The sequence below is a fragment of the Streptomyces sp. NPDC005794 genome, assembly GCF_042871445.1.
Taxonomy (GTDB): Bacteria; Actinomycetota; Actinomycetes; order Streptomycetales; family Streptomycetaceae; genus Streptomyces.
The window spans coordinates 138,026-155,229 of sequence record NZ_JBIAIN010000017.1; the positions used below are offsets into that span (position 1 = coordinate 138,026).

The following is a 17,204-nucleotide window of genomic DNA, read 5'->3' on the forward strand; positions in this document are numbered from 1 at the left end:
CCGCAGCGCGAAAACGGCTTTACGCCCCGTGGGATACTGGGGTGATCCCTCGTCCTCTACCGAAACGGCAGCCGGCTCATGGCCTCGGTCCCTTCCCTCGCTTCCACGCTCCAGCAGCAGCTGGCGGACGCCCTGACGGCAGCTCTGCCGGAGGCCGGCACCGCGGACCCGCTGCTGCGCCGAAGCGACCGGGCCGACTTCCAGGCCAACGGCATCCTGGCCCTCGCCAAGAAGCTCAAGGGCAACCCGCGTGAGCTGGCCTCCAAGGTCACGGCGGCCCTTCCTGCGGGTGACCTGATCAAGGACATCGAGGTGTCCGGACCCGGCTTCCTCAACGTCACGCTCACCGACCGGGCGATCATCAGCACGCTCGCCGCGCGGGCCGCCGACGTCGACCGGCTCGGTGTCCCGCCGAAGGCCGCCCCCGGCACGACCGTGATCGACTACGCCCAGCCGAACGTGGCCAAGGAGATGCACGTCGGCCATCTGCGGTCGGCGGTCATCGGTGACGCGATGGTCCAGATCCTCGAGTTCACCGGCGAGAACGTCGTCCGGCGCCACCACATCGGCGACTGGGGCACCCAGTTCGGCATGCTCATCCAGTACCTCTTCGAGCACCCGGACGAGCTGAAGCACGAGGGTGGCGACGCGGACGGCGAGGCGGCGATGTCGTCGCTGAACCGCGTCTACAAGGCGTCGCGGGTCCTGTTCGACTCCGACGAGGAGTTCAAGGCACGCTCCCGCGACCGGGTGGTGGCTCTCCAGGCCGGTGACCCGGAGACGCTGGCGCACTGGCAGCGCTTCGTCGACGAGTCGAAGATCTACTTCTACTCCGTCTTCGACAAGCTCGACATGGAGATCGACGACCCCGACATCGTCGGCGAGTCCGGATACAACGACATGCTCGAGGAGACCTGCCGGATCCTGGAGGAGACGGGCGTCGCCGTCCGCTCCGAGGGCGCGCTGTGCGTGTTCTTCGACGACGTGAAGGGGCCGGACGGCAACCCGGTCCCGCTGATCGTCAAGAAGACGAACGGCGGCTACGGCTACGCGGCGACCGACCTCTCCGCGATCCGGGACCGTGTCCAGAGCCTCAAGGCCGACACCCTGCTGTACGTCGTGGACGCCCGGCAGTCCCTGCACTTCAAGATGGTCTTCGAGACGGCCCGCCGCGCCGGATGGCTGAACGAGGACGTCAAGGCGCACCAGCTGGCCTTCGGCACGGTCCTCGGCAAGGACGGCAAGCCGTTCAAGACCCGTGAGGGCACCACGGTCCGGCTGGAGGACCTCCTCGACGAGGCGGTCGCCCGGGCGACCGCTGTGGTCCGGGGGAAGGCCGAGAAGGTGGGCCTGTCCGAGGACGAGATCGTCGAGAACGGCCGGTACGTCGGTGTCGGTGCCGTGAAGTACGCGGACCTGTCGACCTCCGCCGTGCGGGACTACAAGTTCGACCTGGACCAGATGGTGGCGCTGCACGGCGACACGTCGGTCTACCTCCAGTACGCGTACGCCCGGATCCGGTCGATCATGCGCAACGCGGGCGACGCGAAGCCCGCCGCGCACCCGGAGCTGGAGCTGGCCCCGGCCGAGCGCGCGATGGGACTGCACCTGGACCAGTTCGGCGAGGTCCTGGCCGAGGTCGCCGAGGGGTACGAGCCGCACAAGCTGGCCGCGTACCTCTACCAGCTGGCCTCGCACCTCACCACGTTCTACGACCAGTGTCAGGTGCTCAGCGACGAGAATGCGCCGGAGGTGGTCGAGAATCGGCTGTTCCTCGTCGAGCTCACCGCCCGCACCCTGCACCAGGGCATGAAGCTGCTCGGCATCAGGACGCCCGAGCGTCTCTGACCCCCTCTCCACGTACGGCGGACGGCCCCGCATCGCACCTCACCGGTGGGATGCGGGGCCGTCCGCGACTCGGTCGTGTGGTGAGACGAAACGGCGGTTTTCGGCCAATCGGCGTTTCGGCGGGGCTGTTCTGTCCGGGGGTTGATCAATAGCCTGGTGCGGTAGGTCAGCTGTTGATCCGAGGGAGACCCATGTCCACCGCGCAGCACGTGCCCGATATTCTTTCGCCCGAGTTCGCAGCGGATCCCTATGCGGCCTACCGTGCGATGCGCGACACCACGCCCCTTGCGTGGCACGAAGCCACCCAGAGCTACATCATCTCGCGTTACGAGGACGTCGAGCGCGTCTTCAAGGACAAGGGCAGCGAGTTCACCACCGACAACTACGACTGGCAGCTCGAACCCGTCCACGGAAAAACGATTCTCCAGCTCAGTGGCCGCGATCACGCCGTGCGCCGCGCCCTCGTCGCCCCCGCCTTCCGCGGCAGCGACCTGCAGGAGAAGTTCATGCCGGTCATCGAGCGCAACTCGCGCGAGCTCGTCGACACCTTCCGGCACACCGGCTCCGCCGAACTGGTCGCCGACTACGCCACCCGCTTCCCGGTCAACGTGATCGCCGACATGCTCGGCCTCGACAAGGCCGACCACACCCGCTTCCACCACTGGTACACGGCCGTCATCGCCTTCCTCGGCAATCTCTCGGGCGACGCCGCGGTGGCTTCGGCGGGAGAGCGGACCCGCGTCGAGTTCGCCGAGTACATGCTGCCGATCATCCGCGCACGCCGTGAGAACCCGGGCGACGACCTGCTGTCCGCTCTGTGTGCCGCCGAGGTCGACGGCGTACGGATGAGCGACGAGGACATCAAGGCGTTCTGCAGCCTGCTGCTCGCCGCCGGCGGCGAGACCACCGACAAGGCGATCGCCGGCATCTTCACGAACCTGCTGCTCAACCCCGACCAGCTCGCCGCCGTCCGCGCGGACCGCAGCCTGGTCCCGCGCGCCTTCGCCGAGACCCTGCGCTACACCCCGCCCGTCCACATGATCATGCGGCAGTCCGCGACCGAGGTGACGCTCAGCAGCGGCACCATCCCCGCCGGCGCCACCGTCACCTGCCTGATCGGCGCGGCCAACCGGGACGAGAACCGCTACCTCGACCCCGACCGGTTCGACATCTTCCGCGACGACCTCACCACCACGACCGCCTTCTCGGCCGCCGCCGACCACCTCGCGTTCGCGCTGGGCCGCCATTTCTGCGTCGGCGCCCTGCTCGCCAAGGCCGAGGTCGAGACCGGCGTCAACCATCTGCTCGACGCCATGCCCGACATGCGTCTCGCCGACGGCTTCGACCCCGTCGAGCAGGGCGTCTTCACCCGTGGGCCCCAGTCCCTGCCGGTGCGGTTCACCCCCGTGGCCGCCTGACCCGCGCCGTGGCCCGAGGCACGTGAGACCCCGCCCGGGGCCCACGTGCCCGGCCTACTGCGCCACCGGCGTGAACTGCACAGGGAGTGCTGTCAGCCCTCGCATCCAGATCGACGGACGCCAGGCCAGCTCCTCCGGCTCCACCGCCAGCACCAGGTCCGGCAGCCGCTCCAGCAGCGTCTCGACCGCCGTCCGCGCCATCACGTCCGCCAGCAGCGGGGCCGGATAGGGGCAGCGGTGCTCGCCGTTGCTGAACGACAGGTGCGCGGCGTTCTCCGCACCCACGTGCGATTCGGGCCAGATCTGCGGATCCGTGTTGGCTCCGGCCAGCCCCAGCACCAGGCAGTCACCGGCCCGGATCTGCCGCCCGCCGAGCTGGGTGTCCCGCGCGGCCCAGCGCCCGATGAAGTTCTGTGTCGGCGTGTCCAGCCACAGCGTCTCGTTGAGCGCCTCGCCCACGCTGAGCCGGCCGCCCGACACGTTCAGGGCGAACCGCTCGTCCGTCAGCAGCAGCCGCAGCGAGTTGCATATCCAGTTCGCCGTGGGCTGCTGTGCGGCGGCGATCACCGAGGTCAGGTCCTGGATGACCTCCTCGTCCGTCAGCCCCGCGGGATGCAGCAGCATGTGTGAGGTGATGTCCGGGCCGGGGTTGGCCCGCTTGTCCTCCACCAGCTGCCGCAGCCGCTCGCCCACACGCGCGTACGCCGCCACCGGGTCGTCGCCCTCCGCCGCGTCCAGCGAGATCCGCAGGTCATCGACGAGCTGCTGGGTGTCGGCGCCCGACGAGGGCATCCCGCACATCTGCACCACGGCCCGCATCGGCAGGGCGTGCGCGAACCCGGACATCAGCTCCGCCCTGCCGCTGCCCGCGAAGTCGGCGATCAGCCCGTCGGCGATCAGCTGGCAGTCACGGGCCAGCTCGAACTGGTCGACGTGCTCCAGCGCCTCGGTGATCACTTCGGCCCGCCGCCGGTGCTCGGCGCCCTCGGTGAACAGCACCGACGGCTGATATCCGACGAACGGCATCAGCGGCCAGTCCGCCGGGATGTTCTCCCACTGGTGCCAGCGCCGGGAGTCCCGGGCGAACAGCTCGTCGTGGTCGGTCACGTACATGACCTCGGCGTAGCCGAGCACCAGCCAGGCCGGGATGTCCCCGTCGAGCAGCACCGGTGCGACCGGGCCGTGCTCACGGCGCAGCGCGCGGTACAGCTGAGACGGGGTCTGCTGGTACTCGAGCCCTCCCAGGCGCACCACGTCGGAGGCGTGGGCGGGGCAGCCCGGCGGCGGAGCCGGGTGCGCGTCAGAGGATCCGGGGTCGGTCACGGTGTCGCCTCCTGGGCCATGGCCAGTTGGTAGAGGTGGTCCACGAGAGTGATCAGCACGTCCTTGCCGGAGTCCCTGACCCGCGCGTCGCAGTCGACCATCGGCACGTGCGCGGGGAGCGCGAGTGCCTGTCGGATCTCGTCGAGGGAGTGCCGGGTGGTGTCGCCGTCGAAGCGGTTGACCGCGACCACGAACGGCGTCCGGTGGTACTCCAGCCGGTCGATGGCGTACCAGGAGTCGTCCATCCGGCGCGTGTCCACGAGGACGACCGCGCCCAGGGTTCCGTCGAAGAGCCGGTCCCACAGGAACCAGAAGCGTTCCTGGCCCGGTGCGCCGAACAAGTACAGCACCATGCGTTCGTTGAGGCTGATCCGCCCGAAGTCGAACGCCACCGTCGTGGTCGTCTTCGTCTCGACGCCGCCGGTCTCGTCGACGCCGACGCCTGCCTGCGTCATCACCTCCTCGGTGTTCAGCGGCCGGATCTCGCTCACCGAACGGACCAGGGTGGTCTTGCCGACGCCGAATCCGCCGACGACGACGATCTTCAGGCCGGTCTCCGCCGCGTCGGCCAGGGGCGTGCGGTGGGAGGGCAGTTCAGAGGTTGCGGAGCCCATGGAGCACCTCCTTGAGAAGGTCGGTATCGGGGAGCGAGGCGGCGGACCGGGTCGCAGGAGGGTGGCGGGCGGTGATGCGGCCCATGTCGAGGAGGTCGCCGAGCAGGATCCGCACCACGGTGATCGGCAGTTTCAGTTCCGCGGCGATCTCGACCACGGCCGTCGGGTGCTGGCACAGCTCCAGCGTCCGGGCGTGCTCCGACTGCATGCCGGGCGTGGGGCGGCACTCGCTGACGACGAGGGTGACCAGGTCGAAGAAGTCGTCGGAGCGACTCCGCCCGCCCGTGACCGTGTAGAGCCGGTCGGGGGCGCCGGTGTCCACGGGCTTGCGCATCACGAGGCGGGACTTTCCCGGACGAACTTCCGGGGCTCGGCCCGCAGGTGCTCGCCGATCTGCTCGATCAGCTCCGTCATCTGGTGCCCCACCACTCCGGGGTCGGCGTCCTCCTCCGCGATGACCGCGAGATGCGCCCCTTCACCGGCGCCCACGATGAACAGCAGGCCGCCGTGGAACTCCGTCATCGAGTGACGGACGCCGCCGGTGCCGTCGCCGAATTCCATGGACGCGCCCTGGGCGAGGGCCTGGATGCCGGAGCAGATCGCCGCCAGCTGGTCGGCCCGGTCGAGTGTCAGGTGCTCGGTCCAGCACAGCTTCAACCCGTCCCGCGACAGGACCAGGGCGTGCCGGGTGCCGGGTGTGCGCTCCACGAGGCTCCGCAGAAGCCAGGTGAGGGTGTTGTCGGTGGTCTGCATGCTGGGTGACGGGACGGTGGTGCCCGGCTGTCCGGTCACCGGCCCGTTCCTCCAATCTCACGAACTCGAGCAGGGAAGTGCGCGTCCGGGACCCCGGACGCACCGCGTAAGCAGGTCGGGCCTACGGGGCGGCCGGCGGTTCGGCCCCGGGCAGGACACCGGAGCCGTTGGTGCCGCTCCCGGACTGGCGTCCGCGGTGGAAGGCGCCGAACCGCGAACCCGCGTCGCGTGCCTGGCGCTGCTGCGACGTGCCGGAATCCGCCGCCTCGGACGCCAGCCGGCGCTGCTCACGCTCACGCTCGGCCTCGGCCATGGTGCGCCCCGGAGGACGGACGGGCAGTCCGTTCGGCGTGGAGGAGGCGGGTTTCCGTACCTGTCCCTGGACGGGCAGTTCCGGCATGACGGCGGGACGCTCCTCGACGGCGGGGTAGAGGTCGCCGCCGGTCGCGGGCACCGGAGCGGCGGGGGTCGCAGGTGCGGGGGGCACCGCGGGGATGGGGGGCGCCGCGGGGACGGGGCCCGGCGTGGCCACGGCCACGGCGGGCTGACGGCGGGTGGCCTCGCGCGGTGCCGGGTCACGCTGCTGCGCGAGCAGTTGCGGGGGCAGCAGGACGACGACACCGGTACCGCCGTGCGAAGAGGGGCGGTAGTTGACGCTGATGCCGTGCTTCAACGCGAGCCGGCCGACCACGCTGAGGCCCAGCCGGGTGCCCTGCAGTGACGCGAGGTCGGTCATGCGGCCGGCGACGGCGTCCTCGGCGCGGCGCATCGCCGCACCGGCCATCTTCAGTCCGCTGTCCTCGATGGTGACGACGATGCCGGCGCTGCGCTGGTCGACGTAGACGTTCACCACGTCGATGGGCGGGGAGAAGTTCGCGGCGTTGTCCATCAGTTCGGCGAGCAGGTGCATGACGCCTTCGGCGGCGAACCCGGCGATCGCGGCGGTGGTGGAGCAGTGCAGCCGCACTCGCTGGTAGGCGGCGATGCGGCCGACGGCGCCGCGGAGGATGCTCTCCATCACGATCGGCTTGTTCCAGGCACGGCTGGACCGGCCGCCCATGAGCAGCGCCAGCCGGTCGGTCATCAGGCCGAGCTGGGAGGTGCTGTGGTCCAGCTTCAGCAGGTCACCGAAGACCTCCTCGCCGTGACGTTCCTGCATCTCCCGCAGGTCGGCGAGCATGCTGACGGCCTTGGCCTGCACACGGCCGAGCGCCTTGGCCGAGGCGCCCTGCGCCGCGGCGGCCCGCCGCTCGCTGAGGGCGAGTTCGCGGACGAACGTCTCGACCGGGGTGTGGATCACGGGCAGCCGCGGCAGGTCGAGTCCGGCCAGCACCGTGGCGGCGGACCTGCCCTCACGCAGTTGGGCGACCGCGGCGGGCAGCGTCTCCTGCCCGAGCCGTTCCAGGTCGGCCGTCAGCCGGTCCAGCTCGTGCTGGACCTGCCGGCGCTCACCCTCCAGGGCTGCGGCCTGCTGCGCGCCCTCCTCGAGGGCGGTGGCGAAGGTGTACGCGAGCCGGCGCAGCTGCGGGTCCGCCGGCACCGGGGCGCTGCCGAGCGCGTCGGTGGCGCTCGTGCCGTCCTGCAGCCGCTTGGCCACGGCCGGAAGCGTCACGTTGATCAGGTGCGCGCACTCGGCCGACAGCCGCGCCGCCTGCGTCTTGAGCCCGGCGTTCTCCGTCTCCTGCGCGGCGACCGCGCGCGCCGCACGCTGGACGAGCCGGCGGGCGGCAAGGACGGCGACCGCGATGCACACCCAGGCGGCAGCGGCCACGACCAGCGCCCAGGTACGGGCGTCGGAGGGTGCCAGCGCGATCGCCACGCCGGCGGCCACGGCACTCACCGCCAACGCGGCCCAGGGGACGGCCGACGAGGTGTGCGGCACTCTCGGCGATCGGTGCTGGCTGGGCGGTGCAGGCACTGGCATTCCGCGGTCCCTCGGTCTGTGTCAAACAGGAGAAACAGGACGGCCGACACACGACGGCCGCAGGTCGTGAAGGCCGTCGCCGAAGGGGACGGTGATCTTCCAACCGAGTACTGGCTCATGCTAACCATCAAGCCAGGCAAGAAAATATGACTGACTGCGCAGTCAGCTCATGACCCGAATTTGGCGCGAATCCCGTACTCGCGGAAACCGTCGTGGTAGATGGTGCGCCATTCACCGCCCATCACAGCCGAATGCGCAGATTTGGAAAAGATGGGGCATCAATATGGCGGAGACGCTCACCCTTTAACGCATCAACACTTCACGCCGTCCAGCATTTTTCGGCCAGCTCAACCACCGGCGACCTGTGGGTGAGACACCCAAAAGTCCGATACCGGACGGCTCGAAGCAGCACGCCGCGTGTGCCCGGCGAACGGACGGGCCGCCGCGTCGTCCCCTCCGTCACTGCTCCCGCAGCTCCCACTGCGCCGTGTCCCACTGATAGGAGTACGACGGCCGGGCGGAGAGGCTGCTCGTACGGAACGGCCGGCCCCCGTCGTCGATGCGCAGCACCCCGCTCTGCCCGCCGCTGGTCCACTGCAGTTCCAGGTACCAGGCCACGTCGTGTTCCTCCACGTGAGCGTCGATGCGGAACACCTCCACGTCCGTGGAACTCACCTGGTACGGGAATGAAGTCGCCGGGATCACCGTGTCGCCCTGCTTCCCGGCGACGGGCTTCGCCAGGGGCAAGCCGTCGTCGAGGTCGATCGCGAAGGACTGCGGGGTGATTCCGCTCCCGCACCCCTCACCCATCGAGTACGCGCTCCAGTCGAGGGCCGGGTTCCGGCCTACGATCCGGACGTTCAGTTCCTTCAGCACGACGGCCTCCGACGAAAGGCCCTGGACGGTGACTTCCAGCTTCAGGTCTCCGCCGTCCACCCCGCCGCGCGCCCGCGCCCAGCTCCGCGAGTCCTGCGGGTCCGGGGGCTTCGGGACGTCGTCCGGGTCCTGGTGGAGCAGGTAGTACTGCCCGCAGGGCGATTCCCAGTTGTATGAACTGATGGTCGCGCTCACGGGCACGGCGCTGCCGCTCACCGGCCCCTTGGCGGACGGCGAGGGCTTGGCGGTGGAGCCGCTCCCCGCCGACGCCGAAGCCCCGGCCGACGCCGATGCCGAAGCACTGGCACTGGCCCTCCTGTTCGGCTTCACGGTGTCGTGCCCGCTCACACGGCCGCTGGGAACAGCCTGCGCGTGACTGGGTGCCGCGTCCGTCCGCCCGTCGCCGTCAGCCGGCCCGTCGTCGCCGAGGACATGTACGGCGAGGGCCGCGGGCACGGTGAGGGTTACCACGGCCACGGCGGTGAGCAGGACGCGCAGCCGCCTGGTGATACGGCGGCGGGGAGGCGGAACGACACCTGACCGGGACTCCTCGGGAGTCACGTCCTCCGTGACGGGCCCCGTCGCAGGGCCCGTCGCCGAGTCCGCTCCATTCCCTTCCGGGGGCTCCGCTTCTGCTCGTGCAGGCGCTTCCGCTTCGGTCTGCTCGGGCGCGGGGGGCAGGGCAGGGGTTTCAGGGGCGCCCGGCGCTTCCGGTGCGGCCGGCGCTTCGGGCGCTTCAGGCGCGGCTGGATCAGGGGCGGCGACCGCCTGACCCGCCTCCGGCTTCCGCGCCGCCCGCCTCTTCGCCTCGTCGGCCAGAATCCACTTGCGGTGCAGGGCCATCAACTCGTCGGACGACGCCCGGCACACCCGCGCGAAACGCTCGACGGGTGCGTAGTCGTGGGGAACGGCCTCACCGTTGCAGTAGCGGTGCACGGTCGAGGTGCTCATGTGCAGCTTCTGGGCGAGCGCCCCGTAGCTGAGACCGGATCGCTCCTTCAGCCCCCTCAACAGCGCCGCGAAGTCCTGGATCTCTGTACCCACCCCGACCGTTCCCTTCTGTTCCTTCCCGGAACGGCGTCCCAGGCAGGTGATATTCGTGCAGGTCAGAGGGCATATGAGCGTTCCAGCGTCCCGCATGCCCCGGCAGCCGTTGCCACGGAAATCCAGGTCCGGAAAGGTTGTGAACACACCGCGGCGATTCCCCGCGACTCGTACATCCCACTCTTACCCGTCCCGGGAGCCGCCGTGCCTACTCGACCTGAACTCAGCCTGACCGACGCGGTCGCCACGGGAGTGCTGATCGTCTGCATCGCAGTCGTCATCACCCTCCTGTAGCACCTCTGATCACACGTCAGCGACCAGTACACCCGCCCGCACCGCAGGGCGCCAAACGGCGCCCCGGGCACCGACCACTTCTCACGGGGAGAACCTCTCATGCGTAACCTTCGCTTCCGCCGCGCCGCCCGCACCTCCGTCCTCGGCACCGCCGCGCTGATCGCCGCCCTGTCCCTCACCGCCTGCCAGAGCGGTGAGCCGGCCCCGGCGGCGTTCGACGCGGAGGCCGCGGCCGCCCAGGCGCCGGCCTCCGACACGGGCAAGGAGACGGCCGAAGACACCGGCACCGCTGGTACCGCCGGTTCCGGAGCGGACACCGCCAAGGATTCCGGTTCCACCACTGCGAAGCCTGCATCGAAGCAGCAGAAGCAGCAGAAGCAGGTCAGCGACGCCTGCACCGACACGAACACCGAGCTCGCGATCACGAGCGTCCCGCGCCCCGTCAACCACATGCTGCTCACGGTGACCAACACCGGTTCGACGGCCTGCAACGCGTACTACTACCCGACCCTGCGCTTCGGCGAGGCGCAGTCCGTCCCGCCGGTCATCGAGGAGAGCCAGCCCCAGGCCGTCGTCACCCTGTCCCCCGGCCAGTCCGCCTACGCCGGCATCGTGACCTCGTCGGCCGACGGCAGCGGCACCGACGGCTACTCCACCACCGACCTGGAGGTCGGCTTCCAGAACGTGGACGCGGGCTCGGCGGGCGGCACCGTGAGCGTGCCGCTGGGCGAGGAGGTCTACGTCGACAGCACGCTGGCCGTCACGTACTGGCAGACCGAGATGGATGACGCTCTCATGTACTGACGGTTCGTGTACTGACCCACGCGTCGGGCGTGGCACCGGAAGGCCGGTGCCACGCCCGATCGTCCGTGCGTCTACCGACGGGAGGGGCCTCTTCGTGTGCCGCCCGTCCTACCTGCTGGAGGAGAGCTGTTCGCGCACCCACGCATGCCCGGGGTTGACATGCGGCCGGCCCGCCACGAAGACGGTCGGCACGGTCTCGTTGCCGTCGTTGACCTCTCTCACCGCCGCCGCACCGGCCGGGTCCCGCCAGATGTCGACCCAGTGCGCCTGCCGAGCCCTGCGGCCCAGCCGGAAACGCAACCGCATGCAGTACGTGCAGCCCGCCCGCCAGTAGACGACCGGCTTGCCATCGACCGCGCTACGTCGCTGAGCCTCCAGCGCGCCGATGGACTTCGGGAAGAACAGAGGTGAGTTCACACCCGCGAGAAGCACGAACCCCACCAGGAATGCCGTGGCTCGACCGGGGCTTCCCTGAGCGAACAGCCCGCTCGCCACGGACGATCCGCAGAGCACCAGCACGATCGGCAGTATCCACGCACGCATCATGAGCACGCAGGCTACCTCCGCGTCCGCGGTGAGCGAGCACGTACACCTGACCTGTACGGGTCGCGCATGCGTGAAGCACGTACGAAGGCGGGGAGTTCCGAGCCTATGCACCCCAAGAAGCGGCAGCGCAAGAACGCGTCCGCCATGAAGCTCGTCGGCAAGTTGGCCGGCCTGTTCCGCAACGCGGCAGGCCTGACCCAGGTCCAGTTGACGGAACGAGCCTCCGTCCAGGCGGAGACGATCGCCTCCATCGAACAGGGCCGCCGCTTTCTCCTGCCCGACCTGGCCCGCAGCGTGGACGAGATCCTGGACACGAAGGCCCCGCCTTCGCCGTCACCCCCACCACCTGGTCGGCCTTCGCCGCCTACGCCGCCCGGAGCTGACTCCCGGCCCCCGGGACAGCGCGTGCGCAGCTCCCCGAACCAGCGGACGATCGCCGATGTGGCCGCGACGTCGGCCCCCAGGTGACGGGCCCCCTGCTGGTCGACCGCGCCGAGGTCGACCACCGGGGCGTCCACGCCGTTCCGCCGCAGGGCCGCCCGGCAGTGCTCGGTGTTGGCGGTGACGGCCTGCTTGCCCCAGCCGGCCGTGTACAGCCGGACCGGGGCTTCCGGCACCCAGTCGGTACGCGACCACGCCGTGCCGGAGGGTTTCGCCGTCGCACCCGGCCGCCGTGCCAGCTCGTCGGCGACGTCCCCAGGAGTGGCGAGGGTGTACAGCTTGTCGGCGGGACCGAGGCCGGACGGCCGGAGGGGTGCTCCCGGGTGGGTACGGATACCTGCCCGTTCAGCCTCACAAGAGGTACGCGGATCCACAGTGCGGCGGGCCCCCGGGCTCCCCCTGGGGCTGCCCCCCGAACCGGTGCCTCTTCTGAGTACGCCCACTCATGTGCCGCCGTGCGAACCGGAGTTGACTCTGCCGCATGTCGGACGACCTCCTGAATCCCCGCGCCCCGCACGCCTGGTCCGGGCCGCTGATCTCCACGCTCGTCACGGTGCCCGCAGCGGTACTCGCCCTGTTCTTCGGCGGCCTCTCACCCATGGCGTGCGACTCCTGCAACGGCGCGCGGGCGGACCTCTTCACCGACTCGTGGAACGTGGGATGGGCCGTCCTCTGCACCGGACTCGTCCTGGCCCTGGCCCTCCTCGTGGCGAGCTGGGCCCTGCCCTGGCAGCAGCGTCACGCGGCGACCCGGGTACTGCTGTGCATGGCCGCTCCCGGCGTCGTCGCCGTCGCCGTCGTGGCGTTCATGGCCCTGGTCGACTGGCCGTGACGCGGCTGACCGATTCGTTCAAGTCGATGACACCGGTGGTCGGCTAGCGTCGCCGCCATGATCCCTTCCGATACCGAATCCCGCCACCTCGGCATCCGTATCGACCGCCCCGCCGGGGAGGTCTACGCCTACACGTCGGACCCCTCCCACCTGCCGGAGTGGGCGGCGGGCCTGGGCAGGTCGATCGAGGAGATCGACGGACGGTGGATCGCCGACTCACCTATGGGGCGGGTCGTGGTCGCCTTCGCACCCAGGAACGACTTCGGCGTACTCGACCACGACGTGACCCTGCCGTCGGGCGAGACCGTCCACAACCCGGTCCGGGTGATCGCCGACGGCCCCGGGTGCGAGGTGGTGTTCACCCTGCGCCGCCGACAGGGCGTGAGCACCGAGGAGTTCGAGCGCGACGCCGCCGCCGTATCGGCCGACCTCGCGACGCTGAAGCGCCTCGCGGAAGAGCGCTGACGATCCGGGCCGCCCCAGGCGGTACCCCGCTTCCGGGACGGCACTCCGTGAACCCGCCGCGGGGTGACCGATGAGTCCCGGCACCACACGGAGTCTGACGGGGGCGGGAAGATGTCTCCCCGCCCGAGAGAGAAACGGTGCGCGATGAGATTGGTACTGCAGGAGTTCCTGTCACTGGACGGCGTCTCCCAGGGACCTGGTTCCCCGGACGAGGACACCAGCGACGGGTTCACCCGGGGCGGCTGGTTCGTACCGCACCTGGACGAGGCCTTCGACCGGGTGGCCACCGGCTGGCTCAGCGAGGCGGACGCGTTCCTGTTCGGCCGTCGTACGTACGAGAACTTCGCCCGCGACTGGCCCACGATGACCGACCACCCGAATGCCGCCCTCCTGAACGGCTCGCCGAAGTACGTCGCCTCCCGGAGCCTGACCGAGGCGGGCTGGGAGCCGACGACGATCCTGTCCGGCGACGTCCCCGCCCAGGTCTCCGAGCTGAAGCGGCTCCCCGGCCGCGAGCTCCAGATCCACGGCAGCGCCCGGCTCGGCCAGTCCCTGCTGGCGGCCGGCCTGGTCGACGAGCTGCGTCTCGCGATCGCTCCGGTGGTCGTGGGCAGCGGACGCCGCCTGTTCCCGGACGGCGGCACCCCGGCCGGCCTGCGCCTGCTGCGCAGCGAGACGACACCCGGCGGGATCACGGTGCTCGTCTACGAGTCGACGGGCCTCCCGCGGTACGGAACGTACGGGGCCGACGCGTAGGCGCCCACCCCGGTGCCCGGACCACCGGGCGCCGGACTCCCGGCCGCGTCAGAGGAAACGTGAACTCGCCACCGGTCCCGACGACGTCAGCCGGTCCCGGTCGCCCCGGAGCCAGGTGCCCCGTGCGGCCGAGACGGAGTCCGTGAGCTTGTCGACGGGGTCGGCGGGCGTCTCCCCGTCCACCGGCGTCCGGTGTCGGGTCGGCGCCCACGATCTCGGCGGCAATCTCCGCCTCCGGCCTCGCGTCGGCCTCCCCACGCACCGCCGAGCCGTCGTCGCCCAGCCGGAGGACCTCCCCCACGGAGCCACGACCGCCACCTCCCCCAGCGGCGCCGCGGAGACCTGCCGCAGCGCGCGCAGCGCTCCCGGGACGTCGCCTCCGTCGAGGCACTCCCAGGCCGGAGCCAGTTCGGGGGACGTCGGACGGAGCTTCCCGCGCGAGGACATCCCGGTGATCACCTCCGTAACCGGAGCCACCCACAACCGAATTGAACCGGCCCACCGGCCATCTGTCCCCCACGCGAGCTACGGCCAGGTGTCCACCGTGAGGTGACGATTCCCGGACGCCGCCTCCGTAGCGTTCGAGGCGTCGCGGCACCCCTGCCGCGGACCCGGAGAAGGAGCGTTCATGAGGTTCGTCTGGCAGTTGTTGGCCGTCGTGGTGGTCACCATGATCGGCGGTTTGACTGTCGCCGCCCTGGAGGGCAACCCCTGGATCCAGCTCGTCCTGGGACTCCTGACCTCCGTGCTCGCCGTATTCGTCTACGGATGGGTGGTGCGGAAGACCGAGCACCGCCCGTCCACCGAAGTGGCCCGCAAGGGGGCCGGGTCCGCGGTCGGCCGGGGCATGCTGATCGGCGTCGCCATGTTCGGCGCCGTCATCACGAACATCTACGTCAACGCGCACTACGAGATCAACGGTCTGGGCTCGGTCACCGGCGCCCTGGGGCTGGTCGGCTTCATGTCGGCCGCCGCCGTGACGGAGGAACTGCTCTTCCGCGGCGTCCTGTTCCGCATCATCGAGGAGTACACCGGCACCTGGATCGCGCTGACGCTGACCGCGGTCGTGTTCGGCGCCTCGCACCTGCTGAACCCCCACGCCAGCCTGTGGGGCGCCCTCGCCATCGCGATCGAGGCCGGTGGCATGCTCGCCGCCGCCTACGCCGCGACCCGCACCCTGTGGTTGCCGATCGGCCTGCACTTCGGCTGGAACTTCGCGGCAGCCGGCATCTTCAGCACCGAGGTCTCCGGCAACGACACCCCGCAAGGGCTGCTGGACACCATGACGTCGGGCCCGACGTGGGTCACCGGCGGCGACTTCGGGCCGGAAGGCAGCGTGTACGCGGTGCTGTTCGGCGTGCTGGCGACGATCGGATTCATGTGGCTGGCCCGCAAGCGCGGCAACCTGGTGCCCCGTCGGCGCGCCGACCGGGTCGCCGCCACCACTACACTTCCCCGATGATCGGACGTTCGCGGATCCAGGAACTGTGGCGCCGGTCAGGTGCCACAGTCTGGTACGCCCCACTCGCGACGGTCCTGTTCGCCGCCTCGCTGGTGTACCACGACAACGGGACGGAGCTCGGCGGCCTGCCGACCCGCCCCTTCGACTCCCTGGCCCTCGCGGCGATCGCCCTCCAGTGCCTCCCGCTCGCCGGTCGCCGCCGGTGGCCCGTCCTCTGCTTCGCCCTGGTGGCGGCCGGCTTCGCCGTCGACCAGCTCCGCGGCTACCACTCGCTCGCGGGCATCGCACTGCCCATCGCGCTGATGGGCGTGGCTTCCCACCTGGAACACCACAGGCGTACCACCGCGATCGCCGTCTCCGTGGCGTACGTACCACTGGCGGTCGCGCTCCACCGGATCGGACCGGGCGAACCACCGAGCGAGTTCGTGACGTTCTACCTTGCCGTGGCGCTCACCTGGGGTGTCGGGGCATGGGTCCGTCACACCCGGGCCCTGGAGGCCGAGTACCGCCGCCGCGTCGCCGAGGACACCCGCGCCGCCGAACGCGCCCGCATCGCCCGCGAACTCCACGACGTGGTGACCCACCACGTGACGGCGATGGTCGTACAGGCCGAGGCCGCCCGCTATCTGACCGCCGTACCCGACCGCCTCGACCAGAGCCTGACCGCCGTCACCGACACCGGGCGCCGGGCCATCACGGACCTGCGGCACCTGCTCGACCTGCTCAACCCCGATCACGGCACCGAGCCCAGGACACCGCCCGCCGACCGGCTCCTCACACTCGTCGAACAGACCCGGCAGGCCGGACAGCCCGTGGAGTTCACCGAAGAGGGCACACCGGCGGAGTCGGCCGGCAGCGCCGACCTCGTGGCCTACCGGGTGGTGCAGGAATCCCTGACGAACGCCCTCAAGTACGCTCATGGCAGCCGCACTTCGGTCAGGGTGCGCCATGGCGAGAGGGAGATCACCGTGGAGGTCGGCACGGACGGCTCCGGCTCGCGGTCGGCCGGACTCTCCGGGAGCGGGCGCGGCCTGGCCGGTCTCCGCGAACGGGTCGAGGTCCTCGGCGGCGACTTCAGCGCGGAGAAGCAGAAGGACGGCGGCTTCACCGTCCAGGTCCGCATACCCTCCGGGAGCCCCTCGTGACCGCGCCGATCCGTGTCCTGATCTGCGACGACCAGGTGCTGATCCGCACCGGGCTGTCGACGATCATCGACGCGCAGCCCGACCTCGAGGTCGCGGGCGAGTGCGGGGACGGACAGACCGCGGTCGACCTCGCCGCGAAGGTCCGCCCGGACGTCGTGGTGATGGACATCCGCATGCCGGTGCTCGACGGCATCGCGGCCACCCGTCTGCTGGCCGGCGCCGGAGTGGCCCACCCCGTCAAGGTGCTCGTGGTGACCACGTTCAACCTCGACGAGTACGTCTACGAGGCGCTGCGCGCCGGCGCCAGCGGCTTCCTCCTCAAGGACGCCCCGCCGGACCGGCTTCTCCACGGCATCAGGACCGTCGCCGCCGGCGCGGCGCTCCTGGACCCCGAGGTGACCCGCCAGCTGGTCGGCCGGTACGCCGCCCGGATCCGGCCCACCGAGGACAAGAGCCCCGGCATCCCTCTGACCCCCCGTGAGCTGGAGGTCCTGCGCCTCATCGCGGACGGCCTCTCCAACAACGAGATCGCCGCGTCCCTCGTGATCAGCCGGGAGACGGTCAAGACCTTCGTCTCGCGCATCCTCACCAAGCTCGGGCTCCGCGACCGCGTCCAGGCCGTCGTCTACGCCTACCGCCAGGGCCTGGTGTCCTGAACC

General features: G+C 70.6%; 18 protein-coding genes. 10 read left to right on the forward strand and 8 right to left on the reverse strand.

Translation table 11 applies throughout. The features are described from left to right. Positions 1-78: 78 nt before the first annotated feature. A complete protein-coding gene (gene argS, locus ACFYQ5_RS26050; RefSeq protein ID WP_389200889.1) occupies positions 79-1,848 on the forward strand; it encodes an arginine--tRNA ligase in 1,770 nt (589 codons plus the stop codon). 191 nt (positions 1,849-2,039) lie between these two features. Next, positions 2,040-3,266 (forward strand): cytochrome P450, encoded by a 1,227-nt coding sequence (locus tag ACFYQ5_RS26055; protein ID WP_389200891.1) that lies wholly within the window; start codon positions 2,040-2,042, stop codon positions 3,264-3,266. A gap of 54 nt (positions 3,267-3,320) precedes the next feature. Here ACFYQ5_RS26055 and ACFYQ5_RS26060 read toward each other — a convergent pair whose 3' ends face one another. From ACFYQ5_RS26060 to ACFYQ5_RS26085, 6 genes are all read right to left on the reverse strand, one after another. Continuing rightward, positions 3,321-4,589, reverse strand: coding sequence for a cytochrome P450 (locus ACFYQ5_RS26060; protein ID WP_389200893.1), 1,269 nt, complete (start codon positions 4,587-4,589; stop codon positions 3,321-3,323). Continuing rightward, positions 4,586-5,203 carry an ATP/GTP-binding protein gene (locus ACFYQ5_RS26065; RefSeq protein ID WP_389200894.1) on the reverse strand — a complete coding sequence of 206 codons (618 nt, stop codon included), beginning with the start codon at positions 5,201-5,203 and terminating at the stop codon, positions 4,586-4,588. The genes ACFYQ5_RS26060 and ACFYQ5_RS26065 overlap by 4 nt, the downstream gene beginning before the upstream one ends. After that, positions 5,184-5,540 carry a DUF742 domain-containing protein gene (locus tag ACFYQ5_RS26070; protein ID WP_389200896.1) on the reverse strand — a complete coding sequence of 119 codons (357 nt, stop codon included), beginning with the start codon at positions 5,538-5,540 and terminating at the stop codon, positions 5,184-5,186. Before ACFYQ5_RS26070 ends, ACFYQ5_RS26065 begins: the two co-directional genes overlap by 20 nt. Further along, positions 5,537-5,956, reverse strand: a complete 420-nt coding sequence (locus ACFYQ5_RS26075; RefSeq protein WP_389200963.1) for a roadblock/LC7 domain-containing protein — start codon at positions 5,954-5,956, stop codon at positions 5,537-5,539. Before ACFYQ5_RS26075 ends, ACFYQ5_RS26070 begins: the two co-directional genes overlap by 4 nt. 121 nt (positions 5,957-6,077) lie before the next feature. Next, a complete protein-coding gene (locus ACFYQ5_RS26080; RefSeq protein ID WP_389200898.1) occupies positions 6,078-7,880 on the reverse strand; it encodes an ATP-binding protein in 1,803 nt (600 codons plus the stop codon). Positions 7,881-8,339: 459 nt separating this feature from the next. Further along, positions 8,340-9,800 carry a helix-turn-helix domain-containing protein gene (locus ACFYQ5_RS26085; RefSeq protein WP_389200900.1) on the reverse strand — a complete coding sequence of 487 codons (1,461 nt, stop codon included), beginning with the start codon at positions 9,798-9,800 and terminating at the stop codon, positions 8,340-8,342. Between the two features lie 393 nt (positions 9,801-10,193). Here ACFYQ5_RS26085 and ACFYQ5_RS26090 point away from each other — a divergent pair, with 393 nt between their 5' ends. After that, positions 10,194-10,898: a DUF4232 domain-containing protein gene (locus ACFYQ5_RS26090; RefSeq protein WP_389200902.1), complete on the forward strand. Its 705-nt coding sequence runs from the start codon at positions 10,194-10,196 to the stop codon at positions 10,896-10,898. A 108-nt stretch (positions 10,899-11,006) separates the two neighbouring features. Here ACFYQ5_RS26090 and ACFYQ5_RS26095 read toward each other — a convergent pair whose 3' ends face one another. Next, positions 11,007-11,444, reverse strand: coding sequence for a glutaredoxin domain-containing protein (locus ACFYQ5_RS26095; RefSeq protein WP_389200964.1), 438 nt, complete (start codon positions 11,442-11,444; stop codon positions 11,007-11,009). 105 nt (positions 11,445-11,549) lie between these two features. Between ACFYQ5_RS26095 and ACFYQ5_RS26100 the strand changes: the two genes are divergently transcribed. The 4 genes from ACFYQ5_RS26100 (at position 11,550) to ACFYQ5_RS26115 (ending at position 13,938) form a co-directional block, all read left to right on the forward strand. Next, positions 11,550-11,912 carry a multiprotein-bridging factor 1 family protein gene (locus ACFYQ5_RS26100; protein ID WP_389200904.1) on the forward strand — a complete coding sequence of 121 codons (363 nt, stop codon included), beginning with the start codon at positions 11,550-11,552 and terminating at the stop codon, positions 11,910-11,912. A gap of 454 nt (positions 11,913-12,366) precedes the next feature. Then, the gene (locus ACFYQ5_RS26105) at positions 12,367-12,717 is read left to right on the forward strand and encodes a hypothetical protein (protein ID WP_389200905.1); all 351 of its coding nucleotides are present in this window, start codon (positions 12,367-12,369) and stop codon (positions 12,715-12,717) included. 57 nt (positions 12,718-12,774) lie between these two features. Further along, positions 12,775-13,182, forward strand: a complete 408-nt coding sequence (locus tag ACFYQ5_RS26110) for an SRPBCC family protein (RefSeq protein WP_389200907.1) — start codon at positions 12,775-12,777, stop codon at positions 13,180-13,182. Between the two features lie 144 nt (positions 13,183-13,326). Beyond that, positions 13,327-13,938 carry a dihydrofolate reductase family protein gene (locus ACFYQ5_RS26115; protein WP_389200909.1) on the forward strand — a complete coding sequence of 204 codons (612 nt, stop codon included), beginning with the start codon at positions 13,327-13,329 and terminating at the stop codon, positions 13,936-13,938. A gap of 48 nt (positions 13,939-13,986) precedes the next feature. On the opposite strand, the gene ACFYQ5_RS26120 is transcribed toward ACFYQ5_RS26115, so the two are convergent. Further along, positions 13,987-14,121 carry a hypothetical protein gene (locus tag ACFYQ5_RS26120; protein WP_389200911.1) on the reverse strand — a complete coding sequence of 45 codons (135 nt, stop codon included), beginning with the start codon at positions 14,119-14,121 and terminating at the stop codon, positions 13,987-13,989. 445 nt (positions 14,122-14,566) lie between these two features. Here ACFYQ5_RS26120 and ACFYQ5_RS26125 point away from each other — a divergent pair, with 445 nt between their 5' ends. From ACFYQ5_RS26125 to ACFYQ5_RS26135, 3 genes are read left to right on the forward strand one after another with little or no spacing between them, the layout of a single operon-like run. Then, entirely contained in the window at positions 14,567-15,400 is an 834-nt protein-coding gene (locus ACFYQ5_RS26125) for a CPBP family intramembrane glutamic endopeptidase (protein WP_389200913.1), read from the forward strand. Beyond that, on the forward strand, positions 15,397-16,545 hold the full coding sequence (locus ACFYQ5_RS26130) for a histidine kinase (protein WP_389200914.1): 1,149 nt from the start codon (positions 15,397-15,399) through the stop codon (positions 16,543-16,545). Before ACFYQ5_RS26125 ends, ACFYQ5_RS26130 begins: the two co-directional genes overlap by 4 nt. After that, positions 16,542-17,201 carry a response regulator gene (locus tag ACFYQ5_RS26135; protein WP_389200916.1) on the forward strand — a complete coding sequence of 220 codons (660 nt, stop codon included), beginning with the start codon at positions 16,542-16,544 and terminating at the stop codon, positions 17,199-17,201. Before ACFYQ5_RS26130 ends, ACFYQ5_RS26135 begins: the two co-directional genes overlap by 4 nt. Positions 17,202-17,204: the final 3 nt, after the last annotated feature.

Excerpts from the sequence above, each read along its gene's own strand:
- argS (WP_389200889.1), top strand. The coding sequence starts at position 79 with ATGGCCTCGGTCCCTTCCCTCGCTTCCACGCTCCAGCAGCAGCTGGCG.
- ACFYQ5_RS26055 (WP_389200891.1), top strand. The coding sequence starts at position 2,040 with ATGTCCACCGCGCAGCACGTGCCCGATATTCTTTCGCCCGAGTTCGCA.
- ACFYQ5_RS26065 (WP_389200894.1), bottom strand. The coding sequence starts at position 5,203 with ATGGGCTCCGCAACCTCTGAACTGCCCTCCCACCGCACGCCCCTGGCC.
- ACFYQ5_RS26075 (WP_389200963.1), bottom strand. The coding sequence starts at position 5,956 with ATGCAGACCACCGACAACACCCTCACCTGGCTTCTGCGGAGCCTCGTG.
- ACFYQ5_RS26080 (WP_389200898.1), bottom strand. The coding sequence starts at position 7,880 with ATGCCAGTGCCTGCACCGCCCAGCCAGCACCGATCGCCGAGAGTGCCG.
- ACFYQ5_RS26090 (WP_389200902.1), top strand. The coding sequence starts at position 10,194 with ATGCGTAACCTTCGCTTCCGCCGCGCCGCCCGCACCTCCGTCCTCGGC.
- ACFYQ5_RS26095 (WP_389200964.1), bottom strand. The coding sequence starts at position 11,444 with ATGATGCGTGCGTGGATACTGCCGATCGTGCTGGTGCTCTGCGGATCG.
- ACFYQ5_RS26100 (WP_389200904.1), top strand. The coding sequence starts at position 11,550 with ATGCACCCCAAGAAGCGGCAGCGCAAGAACGCGTCCGCCATGAAGCTC.
- ACFYQ5_RS26105 (WP_389200905.1), top strand. The coding sequence starts at position 12,367 with ATGTCGGACGACCTCCTGAATCCCCGCGCCCCGCACGCCTGGTCCGGG.
- ACFYQ5_RS26110 (WP_389200907.1), top strand. The coding sequence starts at position 12,775 with ATGATCCCTTCCGATACCGAATCCCGCCACCTCGGCATCCGTATCGAC.
- ACFYQ5_RS26115 (WP_389200909.1), top strand. The coding sequence starts at position 13,327 with ATGAGATTGGTACTGCAGGAGTTCCTGTCACTGGACGGCGTCTCCCAG.
- ACFYQ5_RS26125 (WP_389200913.1), top strand. The coding sequence starts at position 14,567 with ATGAGGTTCGTCTGGCAGTTGTTGGCCGTCGTGGTGGTCACCATGATC.
- ACFYQ5_RS26130 (WP_389200914.1), top strand. The coding sequence starts at position 15,397 with ATGATCGGACGTTCGCGGATCCAGGAACTGTGGCGCCGGTCAGGTGCC.